This window comes from Gynuella sp. (genome assembly GCF_050297175.1).
Lineage (GTDB): Bacteria > Pseudomonadota > Gammaproteobacteria > Pseudomonadales > Natronospirillaceae > Gynuella.
The window spans coordinates 1-17341 of sequence record NZ_JBNKSF010000019.1 but is presented as its reverse complement, the minus strand read 5'-3'; the positions used below and the strand labels follow the sequence as shown (position 1 = coordinate 17341).

6 protein-coding genes are annotated in these 17341 nt (G+C 54.4%); 5 read left to right on the top strand and 1 reads right to left on the bottom strand.

Annotation, left to right across the window (positions count from 1 at the left end):
* Positions 1 to 2: 2 nt before the first annotated feature.
* The 5 genes from ACQY6I_RS07300 (at position 3) to ACQY6I_RS07280 (ending at position 16485) form a co-directional block, all read left to right on the top strand.
* Positions 3 to 9470 carry an amino acid adenylation domain-containing protein gene (locus ACQY6I_RS07300; RefSeq protein ID WP_428240817.1) on the top strand — a complete coding sequence of 3156 codons (9468 nt, stop codon included), beginning with the start codon at positions 3 to 5 and terminating at the stop codon, positions 9468 to 9470.
* The gene (locus tag ACQY6I_RS07295; protein WP_428240816.1) at positions 9470 to 13639 is read left to right on the top strand and encodes a non-ribosomal peptide synthetase; all 4170 of its coding nucleotides are present in this window, start codon (positions 9470 to 9472) and stop codon (positions 13637 to 13639) included. Before ACQY6I_RS07300 ends, ACQY6I_RS07295 begins: the two co-directional genes overlap by 1 nt.
* Positions 13636 to 15315, top strand: a complete 1680-nt coding sequence (locus ACQY6I_RS07290) for a cyclic peptide export ABC transporter (RefSeq protein WP_428240815.1) — start codon at positions 13636 to 13638, stop codon at positions 15313 to 15315. The genes ACQY6I_RS07295 and ACQY6I_RS07290 overlap by 4 nt, the downstream gene beginning before the upstream one ends.
* 351 nt (positions 15316 to 15666) lie before the next feature.
* Complete coding sequence (locus ACQY6I_RS07285) at positions 15667 to 15924, top strand: hypothetical protein (protein WP_428240814.1); 258 nt, start codon at positions 15667 to 15669, stop codon at positions 15922 to 15924.
* 348 nt (positions 15925 to 16272) lie between these two features.
* Positions 16273 to 16485, top strand: coding sequence for a hypothetical protein (locus ACQY6I_RS07280; protein WP_428240813.1), 213 nt, complete (start codon positions 16273 to 16275; stop codon positions 16483 to 16485).
* A 252-nt stretch (positions 16486 to 16737) separates the two neighbouring features.
* Here the strand turns inward: ACQY6I_RS07280 and ACQY6I_RS07275 are convergent.
* The coding region (locus ACQY6I_RS07275; protein WP_428240812.1) for a HEPN domain-containing protein at positions 16738 to 17341 on the bottom strand (604 nt) is incomplete at its 5' end.

Genomic DNA, 17341 nt, shown 5'->3' with positions numbered 1-17341 from the left:
TCGTGACCAAACAGACACGTTCCCACGAAATTGCCCGCCGACTGGCGGCACTGCCGGCAGAACAGCAACAGCTGTTCCGCCGCAAACTGGCTGAACAGGGCATCGACAGCTGGCAGTTGCCAATTGTGCCGATGCCTGGACAAAGCGCTCTGTCATTTGCCCAGCAGCGTTTTGTCATGGCCGAATCCATGAGTGCGCGGGCGCTTTACAATCTATGTTCGGTGCTGCGCTTTGATACACAACTGAACCCTGAGCGTCTGCAACAGGCATTGAGTCGGCTGGTTCAGCGACACACCATACTGCGGACTGCCTACCATCAGCCGGAACCTGGTCAATGGCAGGCCGAACTGCTCGATCAGCCCTGGCCTGGTCTGCAACAACACGCCCTGTCAGCCGTTGCTGATGAAGACTGGGTGCAACAGCGTTATGAGGCCGAACTGGCCGAGCCTCTGGATCTGCAACAATGGCCATTCCGGGCACGCCTGTATCACGATGAAAGTAGCTATTGGCTGTTTTTTACCGTTCATCATGTCGCGTTTGATGCCTGGTCCGCGCAGATACTGGTCAATGATCTCTGTGAGTTGTATCAGGCCGATACTGCCTTGCCGGCACTGCCGATCCAGTATGCCGACTATGCCGCCTGGCAGCGACAATGGCACCACAGCGACGACTACCAGCGCCAGCGACAGTACTGGCAACAGCAGCTCAGCGGCATTGCGCCGCATTTGAAATTGACCACGGATTATCGCCGCCAGCCGCTGCATGCGCGTGATTTTCGTGGCGATATTGCCACCCTGGTATTGGACGAGGCCCTCAGTCGATCGTTGCGTCAGCGCATTCGGGCCCTCGACAGCACCTTGTTTATCTATTTGCAGACGGCCTTTGCCTGGGTGCTGTCGCGCCATAGCGGTCAGACAGACCTGTGCATCGGTTCGTCGGTAGCCAACCGTGGCCGGGCAGAGCTGGCAACTCTGGTCGGCCCGTTGCTGAATACTCTGGTATTGCGCCATGACCTCAGTGCTGATCCGTCTTTTCAGCAATCGCTGCAACGCAGTCAGCAATTGATCGCAGCCGCGTATGATCATCAGGATCTGCCGTTCGAACACTTACCCGAACTGCTGCAATGGCGTCACGATCCGCTGCATTCTGCCATCATCCAGGTGATGTTTGTGCATGTGGCGCTGCCGGTCAGCCAGCGTCTGACCTTGGGAGCCAGCACCGCTGAAGTGCTGCAGCCAGGCCACAAGCATGCCCGTTTTGACCTGACGTTACGGGTGGTGGAAACCGAACAGCGGGACGAAATCTGCCTCGAACTTGAATTTGCCGGTGAGCTGTTCAGCGCTGCCACCGTCAATCGTTGGTTAGCGCAGATGCAGCGGTTGTTGCAAAGCACGTTGACGCACCCTCAACTGACGTTGTCGCAATGGCGCTTCCAGCAGGATCGCAGCCGGTTGGCAGGCGAGCCGTTGCAACAACCGCCACAGGATCTGTTGGCGCGGGTGCGGCAGTGGAGCCAGCAGCGGCCGCAGGCCATTGCCCTGGAATCCGGAGATGAACAGCTTTCCTGGGAGTGGCTGAACCAGCGACTGAACGAACTCAGTCATTGGTTACAACGGCATGAACTGCAGCGCGGCGACCGCCTGGGCATTGCGCTGGCGCGCTCACCCTTGCAGGTCGCGTTGATGCTGGCGTGCTGGCAGCGGGGTATCGTCACGGTATTGCTCGATCCGCGTCAGCCGGTTCAGCGTTTGAACGTGGTGCTGATTCAGGCTGACGCCCGAGCGGTCGTAGTGGCCGAGCAGCTTGATGCGTTGCAGGCCGTACCGTGTCTGCTGCTCGAAGACTGGCCGGCCGGCTGGTGCAATGCTGATTTTATACCGTTATCTTATGAAGTGGATCCTTGCGCTGCGGGTGAGCTTGGGCCTGACATGACCGACGGACCTGATGCCATCGATAACACGGCAGCTCCGGCATATTTGTTGTTTACCTCCGGTTCCACTGGTGTTCCCAAAGGAGTGGTGGTCAGTCGCGGTGCGGTTAATCACTATTGCGCAGCCATCGCTCAGGCACTGGGTGATACCGGTCATCCAGACATCCGTTGGCTGACACTGGCAACGACTGCGGCGGATCTTGGCATGACCTCGGTACTTGCAGCCTTGTATCAGGGGCAGACATTATTATTGCCGCCCGCCGAGCTGGCTTTTGATCCACCGGCACTGGCCGAGTTTCTGCATCAGCGACCGGCTGACTGTCTGAAAATCACGCCATCACATTTAAAAGGATTGCTGAGTGTTGAGGCTCCGGAACGATTGTTACCCCGCCAGCGGCTGATTCTGGGGGGTGAGGGCAGTGATATCGAGCTGATCCGGCAGATCCGCGAACTGGCCCCGGCGCTGACCATCATCAATCACTACGGGCCCTCGGAAACCACCGTTGGCATTAGCTGTACCGATTTGAATGGCTGGCACGGCCATTCCGGTCGCGCTGCGCCGCTGGGGCGGCCGTTACCCGGCATGGTGGTAGACATTCGTGATGACCACGGCCGATCAGTACCAAGAGGGCAGGCGGGTGAGTTGTATATCCGGGGACCACAATTGGCTGAAGGATACTGGCGGCAGCCGCAACAGACCGAAGCAGTATTTGTGACCGATGCGGAAGGGCGTTGGTATCGCAGTGGCGACCAGGTGCGCATCAATGGAGCCGGGCAGTTGGAATTTCTCGGGCGGGCAGACGATCAGATTAAACATCGCGGCTACCGGCTGGAGCTTGGCGAAGTGCAGCAATGGCTGTTGTCCCGATCCGAGGTAGAGCATGCCTTGGTCATGGTCCGGCAGGATCGCGGCCGTCAGGTGCTGGTAGCCTATCTCCAACCGGCAGATTTAAAACTGGATGCTTTGAAGCAGGCCATGCAGGCGGCAATGCCAGATTACATGGTGCCGGACCGCTGGTGCCTGCTCGATCATATAGGTTTGAACGATAACGGCAAAATTGACCGCCAGGCACTGCCATGGCCACTGCCCGAATCGAAAGCCGAAACCTCTGCCGGGATACTGACCTCTATTGGGACACCGGCACAGACGGAACTTGCCGAACTTTGGAAGCAGATACTGGGTGTGCAAACAGTGACCGCCGATGATGACTTTTTTGCTCTCGGAGGCGACTCCATTCTGAGTCTGCAACTGATCGGTTTAGCAGCCAGACAAGGAGTTCGACTGTCGCCGGCGGCTATCAGTGCCCATTCAACCCTGGCAGCCATGGCAACCCTGTGGCCGCAGCCAGCGACGTCGGCCACCGTCGAAACCCTGCTGGAACTGTATCGGGACATCCTGCGGCAACCTGGCCTCGACGCCGATGCTGACTTTTATCAGGTGGGCGGCGACTCCATTCTGAGCCTGCAACTCATCGCCCGCGCCCGAAAAGCCGGGCTGGCCATCAGCCCAAAACAACTGGCCAAACTGCCAACACCCGCCGAACTTGGAGCCTGGCTGGATCAACAAAACCCGACCACTCATGGGACACCCACTTTAGCTGCTCATGGGACACCCACCGTAGTTTCAGAAGACGTTCAGGGGACACCCACTTCGGCTGATGCTGTTCACGGGACACCCACTGTAATTTCAGAAGACGTTCAGGGGACACCCACTTCGGCTGATGCTGTTCACGGGACACCCACCGTAGTTTCAGAAGACGTTCAGAGGACACCCACTTCAGCTGATGCTATTCAAGGGACACCCACCGTAGTTTCAGAAGACGTTCAGGGGACACCCACTTCGGCTGATGCTGTTCAGGGGACACCCACTTCAGCGACTGGCATGAATGGCATTGTTCAAGGGATACCCACCGCAATGGACCCAATCGATTGCCCGCTGCGGACAGATTCTGATCAGCCGGTGCCGTTGTCGCCGGCGCAGAAGCGGTTGTGGTTTTTGCAGCAGCTGGAGCCGGACAGTCGTAGTTATCACGTGACGCAGTTGTTTGATGGGCAGGGGCCGGTCAATCATCGGGCTCTGAAATCGGCGGTGAATGGTTTGCTGGGCCGGTATCCGATTTTGCGTTGTCGGATGTTTGAGGCAGATGGCGAGGTCTGGCAGCAGCCTCTGATTCAGTTGCCCGAGGTGCTGCAAATGGTTGATTCCGGCGATGCTGCGGTTGTGCTTGATCAGGCATTGACCCGAGAGTTTGATCCGGCAGCCGGGCGGTTGTTTTACGTAGACCTGATTGCGCGAGAATCTGGTCATTGGTGGTTGCTGGTGAACCTGCATCATCTGGTGACCGATGGCTGGTCTATGGGGCTGCTGGTGCAGGATTTTCTGACCCTGTATCAACAGGCGGAGAGCGGAGTCGCTGAAAAACCGGCAGCGGTGCGACCGGATTTTCTTGATTGGATGGCCTGGCAATCAAATGAACACGGCCGGGATCGGGATCAGATGACTGTGCAATACTGGCTTCAGCGTCTTCATGGTATGCCACACGAGCTGGCCTTGGCGACGGTGAATCCCTGGCCGGATCAGCAGACGGATTCTGGTCAGACTTGGGAACATCGTTTGGATGACTCGGTTACCCAGGCTCTCGATCGATGCGCCAGACAATTGCGGGTTACGCCGTTTCAGTTGCTGCTGGCCGCCTGGCGGCTGCTGTTGTGGCGCTACAGCGGACAAACCGATTTCGGTATCGGTGTACCGGTCGCCGGCCGCGATCATCCGGCCAGTCAGCAGATGGTTGGATTGTTCGTGAATACTCTGGTTAATCGCGCAGTAGTACTCCCGGAAGCGATTTTCAGCCAGTGGTTGTCTCAGTGCCATGAGAGGTTTCAGCAGGATCTGGAACATCAACAGCTGCCGTTGCAGTCACTGTTGGAGGCGTTGCAGCCGGAACGCAATCTGGCCCGGCCACCGTTGTTTCAAACTCTGTTTAATTATCAGTCCGATTATCACGGGCAGCGACAGCTGACCCTGCCGGGTCTGCAGTTGGAGGTGGTCACTGCTGCCCGCAGTGCCAAGTTCGAACTGAGTCTGAATCTGTTTCGTCAGCAGCATTTGCAAATGGAGATAGAGTTCAACAGTGATCTGTTTGACCGCCCCCGGATCGATGCCATGGCAGCGGATTATCTGGCGCTGCTGCAACAGATTTGTGAACAGCCGGATGCCCCTATCGGTCATTATCAGTTGCCGTCGATGACCGTGCCTGACAGTTCTGCCGTTGAAGCCATTGCCGCGACGGAGGATTTTTTGTGCCGGTTTGAGCAACAGGTAGCACGACAACCCCATGGCACGGCTGTGGTGGCGCAGGTCTATGGCGGCGAGCAGATGCAGGCTATCAGCTATCAGGATCTCAACCGCCAGGCCAATCAGCTGGCGCATTGGTTGTTGGCACAGGGAATTGGAGCGGAGCAACTGGTGGCTTTCTGCCTGCCGCGCAGTCATGCATTGTTGGTGACGTTACTGGCAATTCAGAAAGCCGGGGCTGCGTATCTGCCCCTCGACCCGGATCATCCACCGCAGCGGCTCGACTATATTCTGCAACATGCTGCTCCGGCACTGTTGTTGACCGCCGAGACACTGCCAACTTCGGTCAACTCCGTTATCTGGTCTGTCGCCATGGCTGAAGCGACTGCGCTGGCGGATGATAATCCGGCAGTTGAGCATCCTCCAGCCAGTCTGCTGTATTGCCTGTATACCTCCGGTTCGACCGGAAAACCCAAGGGTGTGGTAGTGGAGCGAAGACAGTTTGCTAATTTCCTGACGGCGATGGAGCAGCAATTGCCACGGTTTCAGCGGGTTCTGGGGCTGACGACCATCACTTTTGATATCGCCGGGCTGGAGTTGTGTCTGCCGCTGGCAACCGGTGCCACGGTGATCCTGGCACAGGAGCACGTCCGCCGGGACAGTGAGGCGTTGGCGGCACTCATTCAGTGTTATGAAGTGGATCTGATTCAGGCAACACCCTCAGGCTGGCGGTTATTGCATGAGCTGCCGGCTGAACAATTGGCGGGGATGACTGCTGTGGTGGGTGGTGAGGCACTGGACCGGGAACTGGCGCGACGGCTAAGCCAGGACTGCCGGGCATTGTTCAATGTATACGGGCCGACCGAAACAACGGTGTGGTCGACGTTGCAGAGGATTTCCGGCATGGAGGATTTGAACCTCCGGCCATTGGCACCCATCGGCCGGGCCTTACGCAACAATCAGTGTTTTGTGCTGGATAAGCGTTTGCAGCCGGTACCGAACGGGGTGACCGGGGAGTTGTATATCGGTGGCGCGGCGGTTACCCGGGGCTATTTGCATCAGCCGGATTTGACCGCTGAACGGTTTTTGCCGAATCCCTTTGATGATGATGGCAGTCGGATTTACCGGACCGGAGATCTGGTCAAAACACTGGCCGATGGACGATTGGTTTTTGTGGGTCGGGTGGATCATCAGATAAAACTGCGGGGTTTTCGGATCGAGTTAGGGGAGATCGAGAGCCAGTTGCTGGCGCATCCGTCGATTGCTCAGGCGGTGGTGTGTGTCTGGCCGCAACAGCAATGGTTACAGGCATATTGCGTGGTGACGCCGGGGCAGGATTTTGATCAGGCTGAACTGCACCGCCATCTGCAGGCCCGGCTACCCGAATACATGCTGCCTAATGGCTATCAGGTGATGTCCGAACTGCCTCTGAACGCCAGTGGTAAGGTAGACCGGAAAGCCTTGCCGGAACCCACCCGGCAAGGGCTGTCGACTACAAATTCCGGGGTGTCTCAGAGGGTTTTGCAGGGGGCTTCTCAGCGTTTGCTGGCACAAGTCTGGCAACAGGTACTGGGGCTGGCCGAACCGGGGCCGGACAGTCATTTCTTCCATTCAGGTGGACATTCACTGCTGGCGGCTCAGGTCCGGGCGCGGCTGTTACCGCAAGGCTGGTCGTTGCCACTGAAGGCCATGTTTGAACATCCACGGCTGGCGGAGATGGCTGCTCACATGCGTGCTGTCGAGACGCATTGTATTCCGAAGCTGTCCCATTCTGGGTTTATACCGTTATCTCATGCGCAGCGCCGGCTGTGGTTTATGCAGCAGCTGGAGCCGGCGGATGCCAGTTTTAACATGAGTTTTGTGGTTGAACTGCACGGAGCATTGTCCGTTTCAGGGTTGCAGGCGGCGGTAGATGCCGTGGTGGATCGTCATGACATTCTGCGGGTGACGTATCACCAGCACGAAGGTGAGCCAGTGCAGCGGCTGGAGCCGCAATTGCGGGTGACTGTCCAGTTACAGGATCTGCATGATTGTTCGGCTGAGGTTGTGGACAAGCGATTGGATCAGGCGGCTTCTGAGGTATTTGACCTGACCCGGGAAGCGCCGCTGCGGGTTTATCTCTATCAACTCGGAGAGCAGCGGTGGTTGTGTCAGCTGATTCAACATCATATTGCCTCAGATGGCTGGTCTGGTGAGCGGCTGGTCGGTGATCTGACAGAAGCGTACCGGCAGTTGCAGGCTCAGGGACGGGCACAGCTGCCGCCGTTGCCGGTTCAGTATCTGGATTACGCCTGCTGGCAGCACAGCGAAGCGGTTCAGCAACAACAACGTGTGGGGCTGAACTGGTGGCGGCAGAACCTCAAAGGCATTCCGGCACAACTGCAGTTGCCGTTTGATCATCCACGACCGGAGCGGGGAGGCAATGAAGGCGATGCTGTCGTACTGACGCTGACCGCATTGCAGACCGAAGCCCTGTATGCCCTGGCGGAACGCTATCAATGTTCGCTGTTCATGGTGCTGGCGGGGTTGTACAGCAGTGTGATTTACAGTGAAAGCCGCAGTCAGGATCTGGTGATCGGTACCGATGTCGCCAATCGGGAGCTACAGCAGACCGAGGCATTGATCGGTTTCTTCGTCAATTTGATCGCGCTGCGCTTCCGGCCCAGGGCGACGCTGACCTTTGGCGATTATCTGCAACAGGTAAAACAGGTTTGTCTGTCTGGCTTTGAGCATCAGTACGTCCCGTTTGAGCGCGTGGTGGAGGCCGTTCGCCCGCAGCGCATCGCTGGCCAGCATCCGTTGATTCAGGCGCTGTTGGTGATGCAGAACATGCCAACGGCACAGCAGTCAGTGGAGGGCCTGACTGTTATCCCAAAACCCGGTCGCCAGCGTCACTCCAAATTTGATATGGCGTTATTTGCCAGCGAGCACACAGAAGCGTCCGGGCGTGTCCTGGAACTTCGCTGGGTCTATCGCCGGAGCCTGTTTGAACCGGCCACTATCCGCCGAATGAGTACCACCCTGATGGCGCGTATCGATCAGGCTGTGCAACAACCGCAATGGTTATCCACTACGCCGATGACTGCTCTGGTGGCGGCATCGAGTCGTGTACAAATAAATGCTATGGAATCTGAAACCATGTCCAGTGAATCTGTTTCCTCTGAAACACCGCCGGTGGCGGCCAAGTCAGCCAAACTGAGCAAACTCAGCAAAATGAAAAACAGCCGTCGTGATCACCGCCAGTCGGCGAGTCAGGCTCCGCGTGTGAACGTGGCGCCGTTGTCGTCAGCGCGGCCATTGCCGCTGTGTGTGGAAAATCAGGAGCCGGGACTGGATCCGGTTGCCTGGGCCAATGGTCATCAGCAGCAGATTCTGACCTGGCTGGAGCAGTACGGCGGCATTCTGTTCCGTGGTTTTGATCTGCCGACGCCGGTGGCGTTTGAGGCGTTCTGCCAGGGGATGTATCCGCAGTTGTATGGCCGTTATGGTGACTTGCCGAAAAAAGAAGTGGGGCAGAACATCTATCAGTCCACACCGTATCCGAATGATCAGATGATCATGTTTCACAACGAAAGCTCGCATCAATATCGTTGGCCGAGGCGGCAGTGGTTTTACTGCGAAATGGCTGCTGCGGAAGGTGGGGCAACGCCAATTGTCGATTGCCGGGAAGTCTATCGCCGGCTGCCGGCGGACATACGCGCCAAACTGATGCGCAAAGAACTCAAGTATGTGCGTAATTTCAGCAACCTGGATGTCAGCTGGCAGCATTTTTTCAAAACCGATAGCCGTGAGGTGGTGGAGAATACCTGCCGCGAAGGCGGTATCGTGTTTGAATGGTATGGGCAGGACAATTTGCGCATCAGTCAGAACTGTCCGGCCATGATCCGTCACCCGATCACCGCAGAGATGAGTTTCTTCAATCAGATCCAGTTGCATCATGTCAGCTTTCTGGAGCCGGATGTACGTGAATATCTGCTCCGTGCCGGGGGTGAGGAGAACCTGCCTCGCAACGTTTACTACGGTGACGGTGAACCGCTTGAACAGAGTACGGTCGATCTTATCAGCGAGCTGTACGAAGCCTGTGCCGTGCGTTTTCAATGGCAACCGGGTGATGTGGTCATGGTCGATAATATGTTGGTGGCTCATGCCCGCGATCCGTTCAAGGGTGAACGCAAAATGGCGGTGGCCATGGGGGACCTGTACCAGCGCAGTGATTTGCCGACGGTTGACGGGGAGGAGTGCTGATGAGCAGTCTGATTCAGAATGGTTCGGCCTTAACCCTGCAACAACAGCGACTTGAGCAATCCTCGGCGGCGATATTCTGGCTCAACCTGGGGCAGCAGTCGGAAGCGCAGGTGGAGTCACGGTTACGCGCCCTGATGCACCAGCATGAAATTCTGACCACGGTGTTTGGTGAGCAACCGGGTTTTCATGGTTTGCGCCAGAGTGTCGTTGACGGGCAGCTCGATTTTCGCCGTATCAGTGGTGATCAGGACGAACAGATCGAAGCTGAGGCGGCTTCGGTATTTGCCGATCAGCGGCCCCAATTGCTGGCCTGGTTCTGGCCGGGCGATGAGAGCAATCGCCTGTTGCTGGTGGCGTCTGCTATGCAACTGGACCCCGGTTCGGCTGCCAATATTGGTCGGTGGCTCAGGGCACCGCAGATGCCTGAAGAGGTGGACATGCAGTATCTGGATTATGCCGACTGGGTGGCGGATTTACAGCAGGAGGAAGACGCGATAACGGCCCGTACCTTCTGGCAAGGGCTGGAACTGACGCGGCTGCCTGCCATTCAGCTGGCGGAAAATCATGGCTTGGCCAGTCGCCAGTATCACTCTGTGTGTCGGCCGTTTGGGGCGGATCTGGCGACAGCCATGAGAGACGTCAGCCTGGCCTGTCACTGTTCAGTGGAACAATTGCTGATCACTGTCTGGGCGGCGCTGTTGGGCCGTCTCAGTGGACAATCTGAATTTCAGCTCAGTCTCTATCATGACTGCCGACAGAATTACGATGAGCTGGCGGCTACCCTGGGTGTGCTGACCCAACCGATACCGATGCCCTTCCATGATCTGCAACAACAGTCGTTGAGCCGACAATTACCGGCTCAGGAATTACTGTGGCAGCAGATGCTGGAATGGCAAGAGTATGTCGGGGTGATCGAAGCGGAACATCATAGCGATGTAGCCGGGATTTACTGGCAGAAGCGATCGGCAGAAGACATGCAGTTACTGAGTCCGGCTGGCAATTGTGGTCTGCTGTTGCACGGATGTGCCGATGAACAGGGTGGTGGCTGGCAACTGTTCTATGATCAGGGGTGCTATGGTGCTGCAATGGCTAAACAACTGCTGCAACGGTTCGAACAATTGCTGTGGCAGGCACTGAGTGCACCGGAACAATCCTTTGAGACGTTCGGGCTACTGCTTGACGGTGAGGACTGCGGACTGATCGGTACTGGTTTGCAACAGCCTGCGGCGGGACACTTTATGCATCAATGGCGGCGTTCGGTTGAGATGGCTTCCGAAGCTGCTGCGTTGCAGTGTCAGGCCGATGTGATCAGTTATACCGAACTGGATCAACGCAGTGATCGGCTGGCCGCCGTACTGCAACAACACGGTGCTGCAGCCGGCACTCTGGTCGCGCTGGACTTACCACGACAACCGGCATTTGCAATGGCTCTGCTGGCAGTATGGAAAACCGGAGCCGCCTATCTGCCCCTGGATCCCGACCAGCCCATTGGTCGACGGGCACTGATCGTCAAAGAAGCCCGCCCGGTCGTCATCCTCAGCCATAATTCCGCTTTATGGGACACCCACTTAAGCAATGCTTCGCAGGACACCCATCCGAACCATTCAGTGGACACCCACTTAAAAGCTTCACAGGACACCCACCTGAGCTGTTCGGTGGACACCCACTTAAATGATACTTCGCAGGACACCCACCTGAGCCGTTTAGGTTTAGGGGAAGGTTTAGGGGACACCCACTTAAGTGAAGCTTCACAGGACACCCACCTGAGCCGTTCGGTGGACACCCACTTAAGCGATGCTTCACAGGACACCCACCTGAGCCGTTCAGGGGACACCCACTTAAGCGATGATTCACAGGACACCCATCTGAGCTGTTCAGGGGACACCCACTTAAACGGTGCTTCACAGGACACCCATCCGAACCATTCAGGGGACACCCACTTAAGTGATACCTCGGAGAACACTGGACTATTGCGACCGGTGGTGCTGTCGCCCGATCCGTTGCCGACATCTGGCCTGACGCTGACAACACCGGAGTATCGCATTGAGGATCTGGCCTATGTGTTGTACACCTCCGGAACCACGGGGACTCCGAAAGGGGTTCAGGTCAGCCACGGGGCGCTCAGTCATTATTGTCAGTCCGTAATTGAGGCGCTGGAGCTGCCACCAGGCGGGCATTATGGATTGGTGTCTTCGCCGATGGCGGATCTTGGCAACACGATGTTGTTTCCATGCTGGATTCTGGGCGGCTGTCTGCACCTGCTGGATAAAACCAGTTCTACTGATGCCGGCGCGTTTCAGCAATATCTGGCTCATCAGCCGCTGGATTGCCTGAAAATCGTGCCGGCACATTTTCTGGCACTGAGCGAAGGTCTGCCGTTGGATCAAGTGCTGCCGGCACAGCGGCTGGTATTCGGTGGCGAGCGTATTCCTTCACATCTGCTAGAACAGCTGTCGCTGCATGCTGGAGCGTGTCGGGTGTTTAATCATTACGGTCCGACGGAAACCACGGTAGGGGTGTTGTGGCGGGAAGTTGATCTGTCTGCCGCGTTGTTGCGCACGACTCTGAGCCGGGTCATGGGAGATAACCGCGTCTATCTGCTCGATGACCAGTTGCAACCGGTGCCGTCAGGTCAGGTTGGGGAGTTGTATATTGCCGGACCTCAGCTCAGTCTTGGCTATCTGAATGATCCGGTTCGCACCGCTGAAGTGTTTTTACCTGATTTTCAGTACCAGGAGGAGCGCATGTATCGCAGCGGTGATCTGGCGGTGAAGTGCAGTGATGGTTCCTTGGAGATGCTTGGGCGTGCCGATCACCAGGTGAAGATCCGTGGATTTCGTCTTGAACCGGGTGAGGTGGAAGCCACTCTGTTGGCTCATCCACTCATTCAGCAAGCCAGTGTTCTGGTGCAGGGGCAGGGTGAGCAGGCCAGACTGTGTGGTTTTGTGGTACCGGTGGACGATGGCGTTGGTGACGAATCCTCTCTCAAAGCCTGGCTTGGCGAGCAGCTGCCGGATTATATGGTTCCGGCCAGGTTGATGACGGTGACGGAGATTCCGTTGAATGCTAATGGTAAGGTTGATCGGCAGTTGTTGCTGGAACGGATGGAACAGCAACATCGGCGTCAGTATGTGGCACCACGCAACGATACCGAACAGCAGATATTGACGGTGTGGCAGCAGGTACTCGGCCAGGATGATGTCAGCGTGATGGATAACTTTTTTGATCTTGGTGGCCATTCATTGGCAGCCATTAAAGTCATTGCCCGGTTACGCAGTCATTTTGACCGTGAACTGCCAACCGATCTGTTGTTCCGGCTACAAACTGTCGCGGCACTGGCAGAACTGTTAGGGCAGGAAACATCCGCATCGGTTCAAGCACCCTCACGCCTGCTGCCGTTGAGTCACGCAGCCCAGGGTCCTGCCATCGTGCTGATGCATTCCATTGGCGGTCATGTACGATACTATCAACCCATGGTGGAACGATTGCAGGGGCGTTTCAATGTTTATGGTTTGCTGGCAAATCCGACACTGTTAGTTAATACACCGGCAGAACAGTGGTCGTTACTGATCGAAGACTATCTGCAACAATTAGAACCATTGAAGTCGCAGTCTCTGGTGCTGGTGGGTTGGAGCCTGGCGGCCAGAATGATGATGATTCTGGCGGAGACATTGCAACAACAGGGATTTACCGTACAGACCCTGGCGTTGATCGATTATGACCCTGGCAAAAATCTGGATAACGCCGATGATGAGCAACAGCAGCTGCTTGAGGATATACAGCATTATTGCCGTGAACACCGGATAGAAATCAGCACCGCTGACTGGCAACAATTGCAGAACGCAGTGGCACAGGATTATGCCGCCGGCCTGAAACAATTGCTCGCCAATGAGCATTTTCATCAGGCCCTGGCAGCGGAAGTACCCGTGGAATGGATACATGAACGGATCATGATGCGTTGGGCCATCAAGAAAGCATTTTACCGGGCGCCGATGCCGGTGCTGGATATTCCCTGTCTGGTCTGGCGCAGTGACGATAACCCCGCTGCCGTGGAAGCATGGCAACTGTATAGTATGCAACCCCTCAAGGGCTGGTCGATCAAAGCAAACCATTACAGCATTCTGGAGTCTGAACAGTTGGTTGTGCAGTTAACGGAAAATATAAAATGAACATGATGAAACAACTGCTGGCGCAGTCCAAAGGCACCATGATGCTGGCCGTTCTGGCCAGCCTGTGTAGCGCCGCCGCCGGTATCACGCTGGTGGGCGGCATTAACCATGCGTTGGAAAACGGCATCCACTCACTGGCCGGTTCTGGAGGATTTTATCTGGCCCTGGTCGCGCTGTTGTTCGCGAGCGGAGTCTGGTCGCAGATATTATTGGTGGGGTTGGGTCATAAGATGGTTTATCGACTGCGCTGCCGTTTAGTGGAACGTATTCTCAGCACTCCGCTGGCCCGTCAGGAAGCGTTGGGGGCTCCGGCGCTTTATAACGCCTTGACCCGTGATGTCACCATGGTGGCCAATGCCACCAGACAACTACCGGTCTCCCTTTACAACGGTTTATTGCTGGTGACGGGTTTGGCCTATCTGGCCTGGTTATCACCGCTGCTGTTTGCAGCTCTGGTGATACTGGTTGGATTGGGAGTATGGGGGGATTTTCGTCTCGCCGGACGTATTAAAACCATGATGCAGCAAGTGCGCCGGCTGGATGATGAATTATTCCGACAATATGAAGCCGTGGTGGAAGGGCGGAACGAACTCGGCTTAAGTGAGCCCCGCCGTCGGTTTCAGTTTCATCAGCGCTTTAAACCCCAGGCACAGCAGGCCAGAGATACTGCAATCAATGCAGAGGTACTATGGGCCATCAATCTTAACTGGACCACGGTACTGGTATTTGCGCTGATTGGAATGATCTTTTTTGCCGGCATGGCACTGGAAAGTGTCTCTCAGGAAGTCATTGTTGGTTATGTTCTGGCCATTATGTTTTTAAGAACGCCAATTGCGATGATTTTAGATGCTATACCAGCGGTGATTCGCGGCAATGTGGCGCTGCGGGCGATAGACCGGCTGCAATTGGGGGAGACGGCAAACGGAATATCCGCGCCATCAGAACACTCCGCATTACAGACTCCGGTGTTTGAATCTCTGCATCTGAAACAGGCTTTATACCGTTATCTTGATCAAGGTGACGAAGCTGGATTTCAGCTGGGGCCGGTTGACCTGGACATTCGATCCGGCGAACTGATCTTTTTGATTGGTGGCAACGGCAGTGGCAAATCAACACTGGCAAAATTGTTAACCGGCTTATATTTACCCACGGATGGATCTGTCAGCCTCAATGGCGAGCCATTGACGGAGCAGACAGCCGAAAGACATCGCAGCTATTTTGCTGCGATTTTCCCCAACTTTTTTTTGTTCGATGATGTGCTGGATGCAACGGGTGTTGGCGCAGAACACCCACGCATCCAACACTATCTCAAGCGATTGGCAATTGATCATAAAGTAACCGTGGAAGACGGCAAATTATCTACCAAAGCGCTCTCTCAAGGACAGCGGAAACGACTGGCTTTGCTGTTAATGTACCTCGAAGACCGTCAGGTACTGTTACTGGACGAATGGGCAGCAGACCAGGACCCGGTATTCCGCGAAGTGTTCTACCGGGAAATATTGCCAGAACTCAAAGCCGCTGGAAAAACCGTTATCGCCATTACCCACGATGACCGATATTTTGACGCTGCGGATCGTTTATACAAACTTGAACAAGGCAAAATATTTGAGTTTGTGATGGGCAGAGACCAAGTGTTTGAGGTGGCGGAAAAGCTGAAAAACAGCGGGGCGGTTTGACTGCCACATCAGTAAAAACAACGAAGTGCATAGTGTGCATCTCACCATGGCAACTGCAGTATTTGTGTTAAGGAACCTGTGGATGAAGGGCAGAGTTTAAGTAAGAGGGGAATTTATAAACTGTCTCTTGTAAGCTGCGGATTTGATGAATATCTCTGTGGAGTCGAAACAATTGATATTGTAAAGAATAGGCTTGTTTTGTGTTTGAGAGAGCTGTTAAATACCGCGCTCCTGGTTATTTCCAGACAAATTTATTATTAACTCATCAGAGGTTTTATGAAGCTCTCAATATTTTTCTTGCTGTTAATATCTTCGTTTTCATGGTCAAAAAACATACAGGATTGTGGAACTGTGTCTATTGTAGAATTAATTACAGGGCCGAGGCATGGTGCTTTATTAAATGTCAGCAATAAGCAGTGTGGTAACTCGGGTTACGTTTGCATCGATTTGGAAGGGGAATACGGTTCCGCAGAAGTAGGGCGTGCAACATATTCCATGGCGCTATCCAGCAAGGTTGCTGGCAACAGTGTCAATGTCTCCGTAGACCTGGATTTTAAACCTAACCTGTGTCATGGATATCCAGTCTTAGAAGATATCCGTACTCGTTAAGGCTTACTCGCGGCAGCGTTATTGAAGGGCCAATTATTAAGGGGGGCGATTAATTTGCTAATCACGGCAATTTATCGGTTCTCTTTATATAGCTGGCTCTTTTTATTTTTTGTCTAGATTTTTTAAAACCGTTTTATACCCCTGGACGTTTGTACTCAATAGGAGTCTTAACTTCAGCTTCACAGTGCTGTTACGTTATCCCACTTTGTTGCAATCACCATCCCACCCCGGTCTCCAAGGATCGGCTACGGGCCATGTTTTTAACGTCTTGTTGCACTACAAATCAATTGCCCTCATGTTACGTACCTGATGTACTAAAGCATACCGATTACTGGAGCATTTGATGACATGAATAGTGAAGCATGGAATCATGCCGACGGTGCGATTGAAATGCTTTGTGAGTTTAAAAAGCAATCGCCACAGTTGTTTCTGGACAACGTATATAAGTTACAAAGCTACTACATTTCATGTTGTCGAAGGAAACTTCATCTATTGCCTCAGAAAGATTTTAAAAAAGTATTAGATCTGGCCGAGTCTTACATTAAAAAATCAAACGAGTGAGGACGAAGTAAGGAGGTAACATCGGAATACAGAAGGTGCCGTGTTTGGAACGGGCTATGACATTGGACTGGATCAAGCGAAGAGTTATGCAGTGAAGCTTGGATATTTCATAGATTGGGCCTCGATTTGTGCTACGAGCTTTAATGGGAAAATTCCCAAAAAATATTCCGAATTTCTGGATGCAGATTTACTGAGAGAGGAGTTCGGAGCAAGGAAAATAGGAAATCACTGACAAGTCGAGACGAATACAATTCAAACCAGTCTGGCCTGACAAATTCTTTCCACCAGCACTTTCAGCTTGGTCACTTCCGATTCCAGGTACTTCAATTCTTCCTCTGTAATTTCGTAATGTTCCGAATAACGCGCTTCGATATAAGCTCGTTGCAGGCGGCGGAAACAACGCCGATGAAATTTACTGTCGAGCGGAAAAATGCCGGTAAAGTCGGAATCAATCTGTATGCAAAAATGTTGGAGCTTTTCGATATTGTGGGTTTTGGGCAGGTAGTTGGAGCAGGTGAGTAGTACGCAGGAATAGAGGCGCTCAGCGACCTGATGAAGATCGAAGGCGGCCTCATCGATCATTGATTCTTTAAATGAAAATTGGAATTTGATAAAGCTATTTTTTGATTTGGTTATCCACTGATCATAATGCTTCTGCGCAATCTCGCGTTGTTCTGCGTCGGTTAAATTTCCAGGTAGTGCCAGCGGCCTGGGGGTTGCTGCAAACAACTCAATGCCTTCCTCCCGGATATCCTTAAAGAAATAATGACCCTGAATCAGCCGGTTATTCACATCTTCAAGGTCATGCACAATCAACCCAAGCGGCGCAGAGGTGACCTTTCGGCCGATCTGCTCT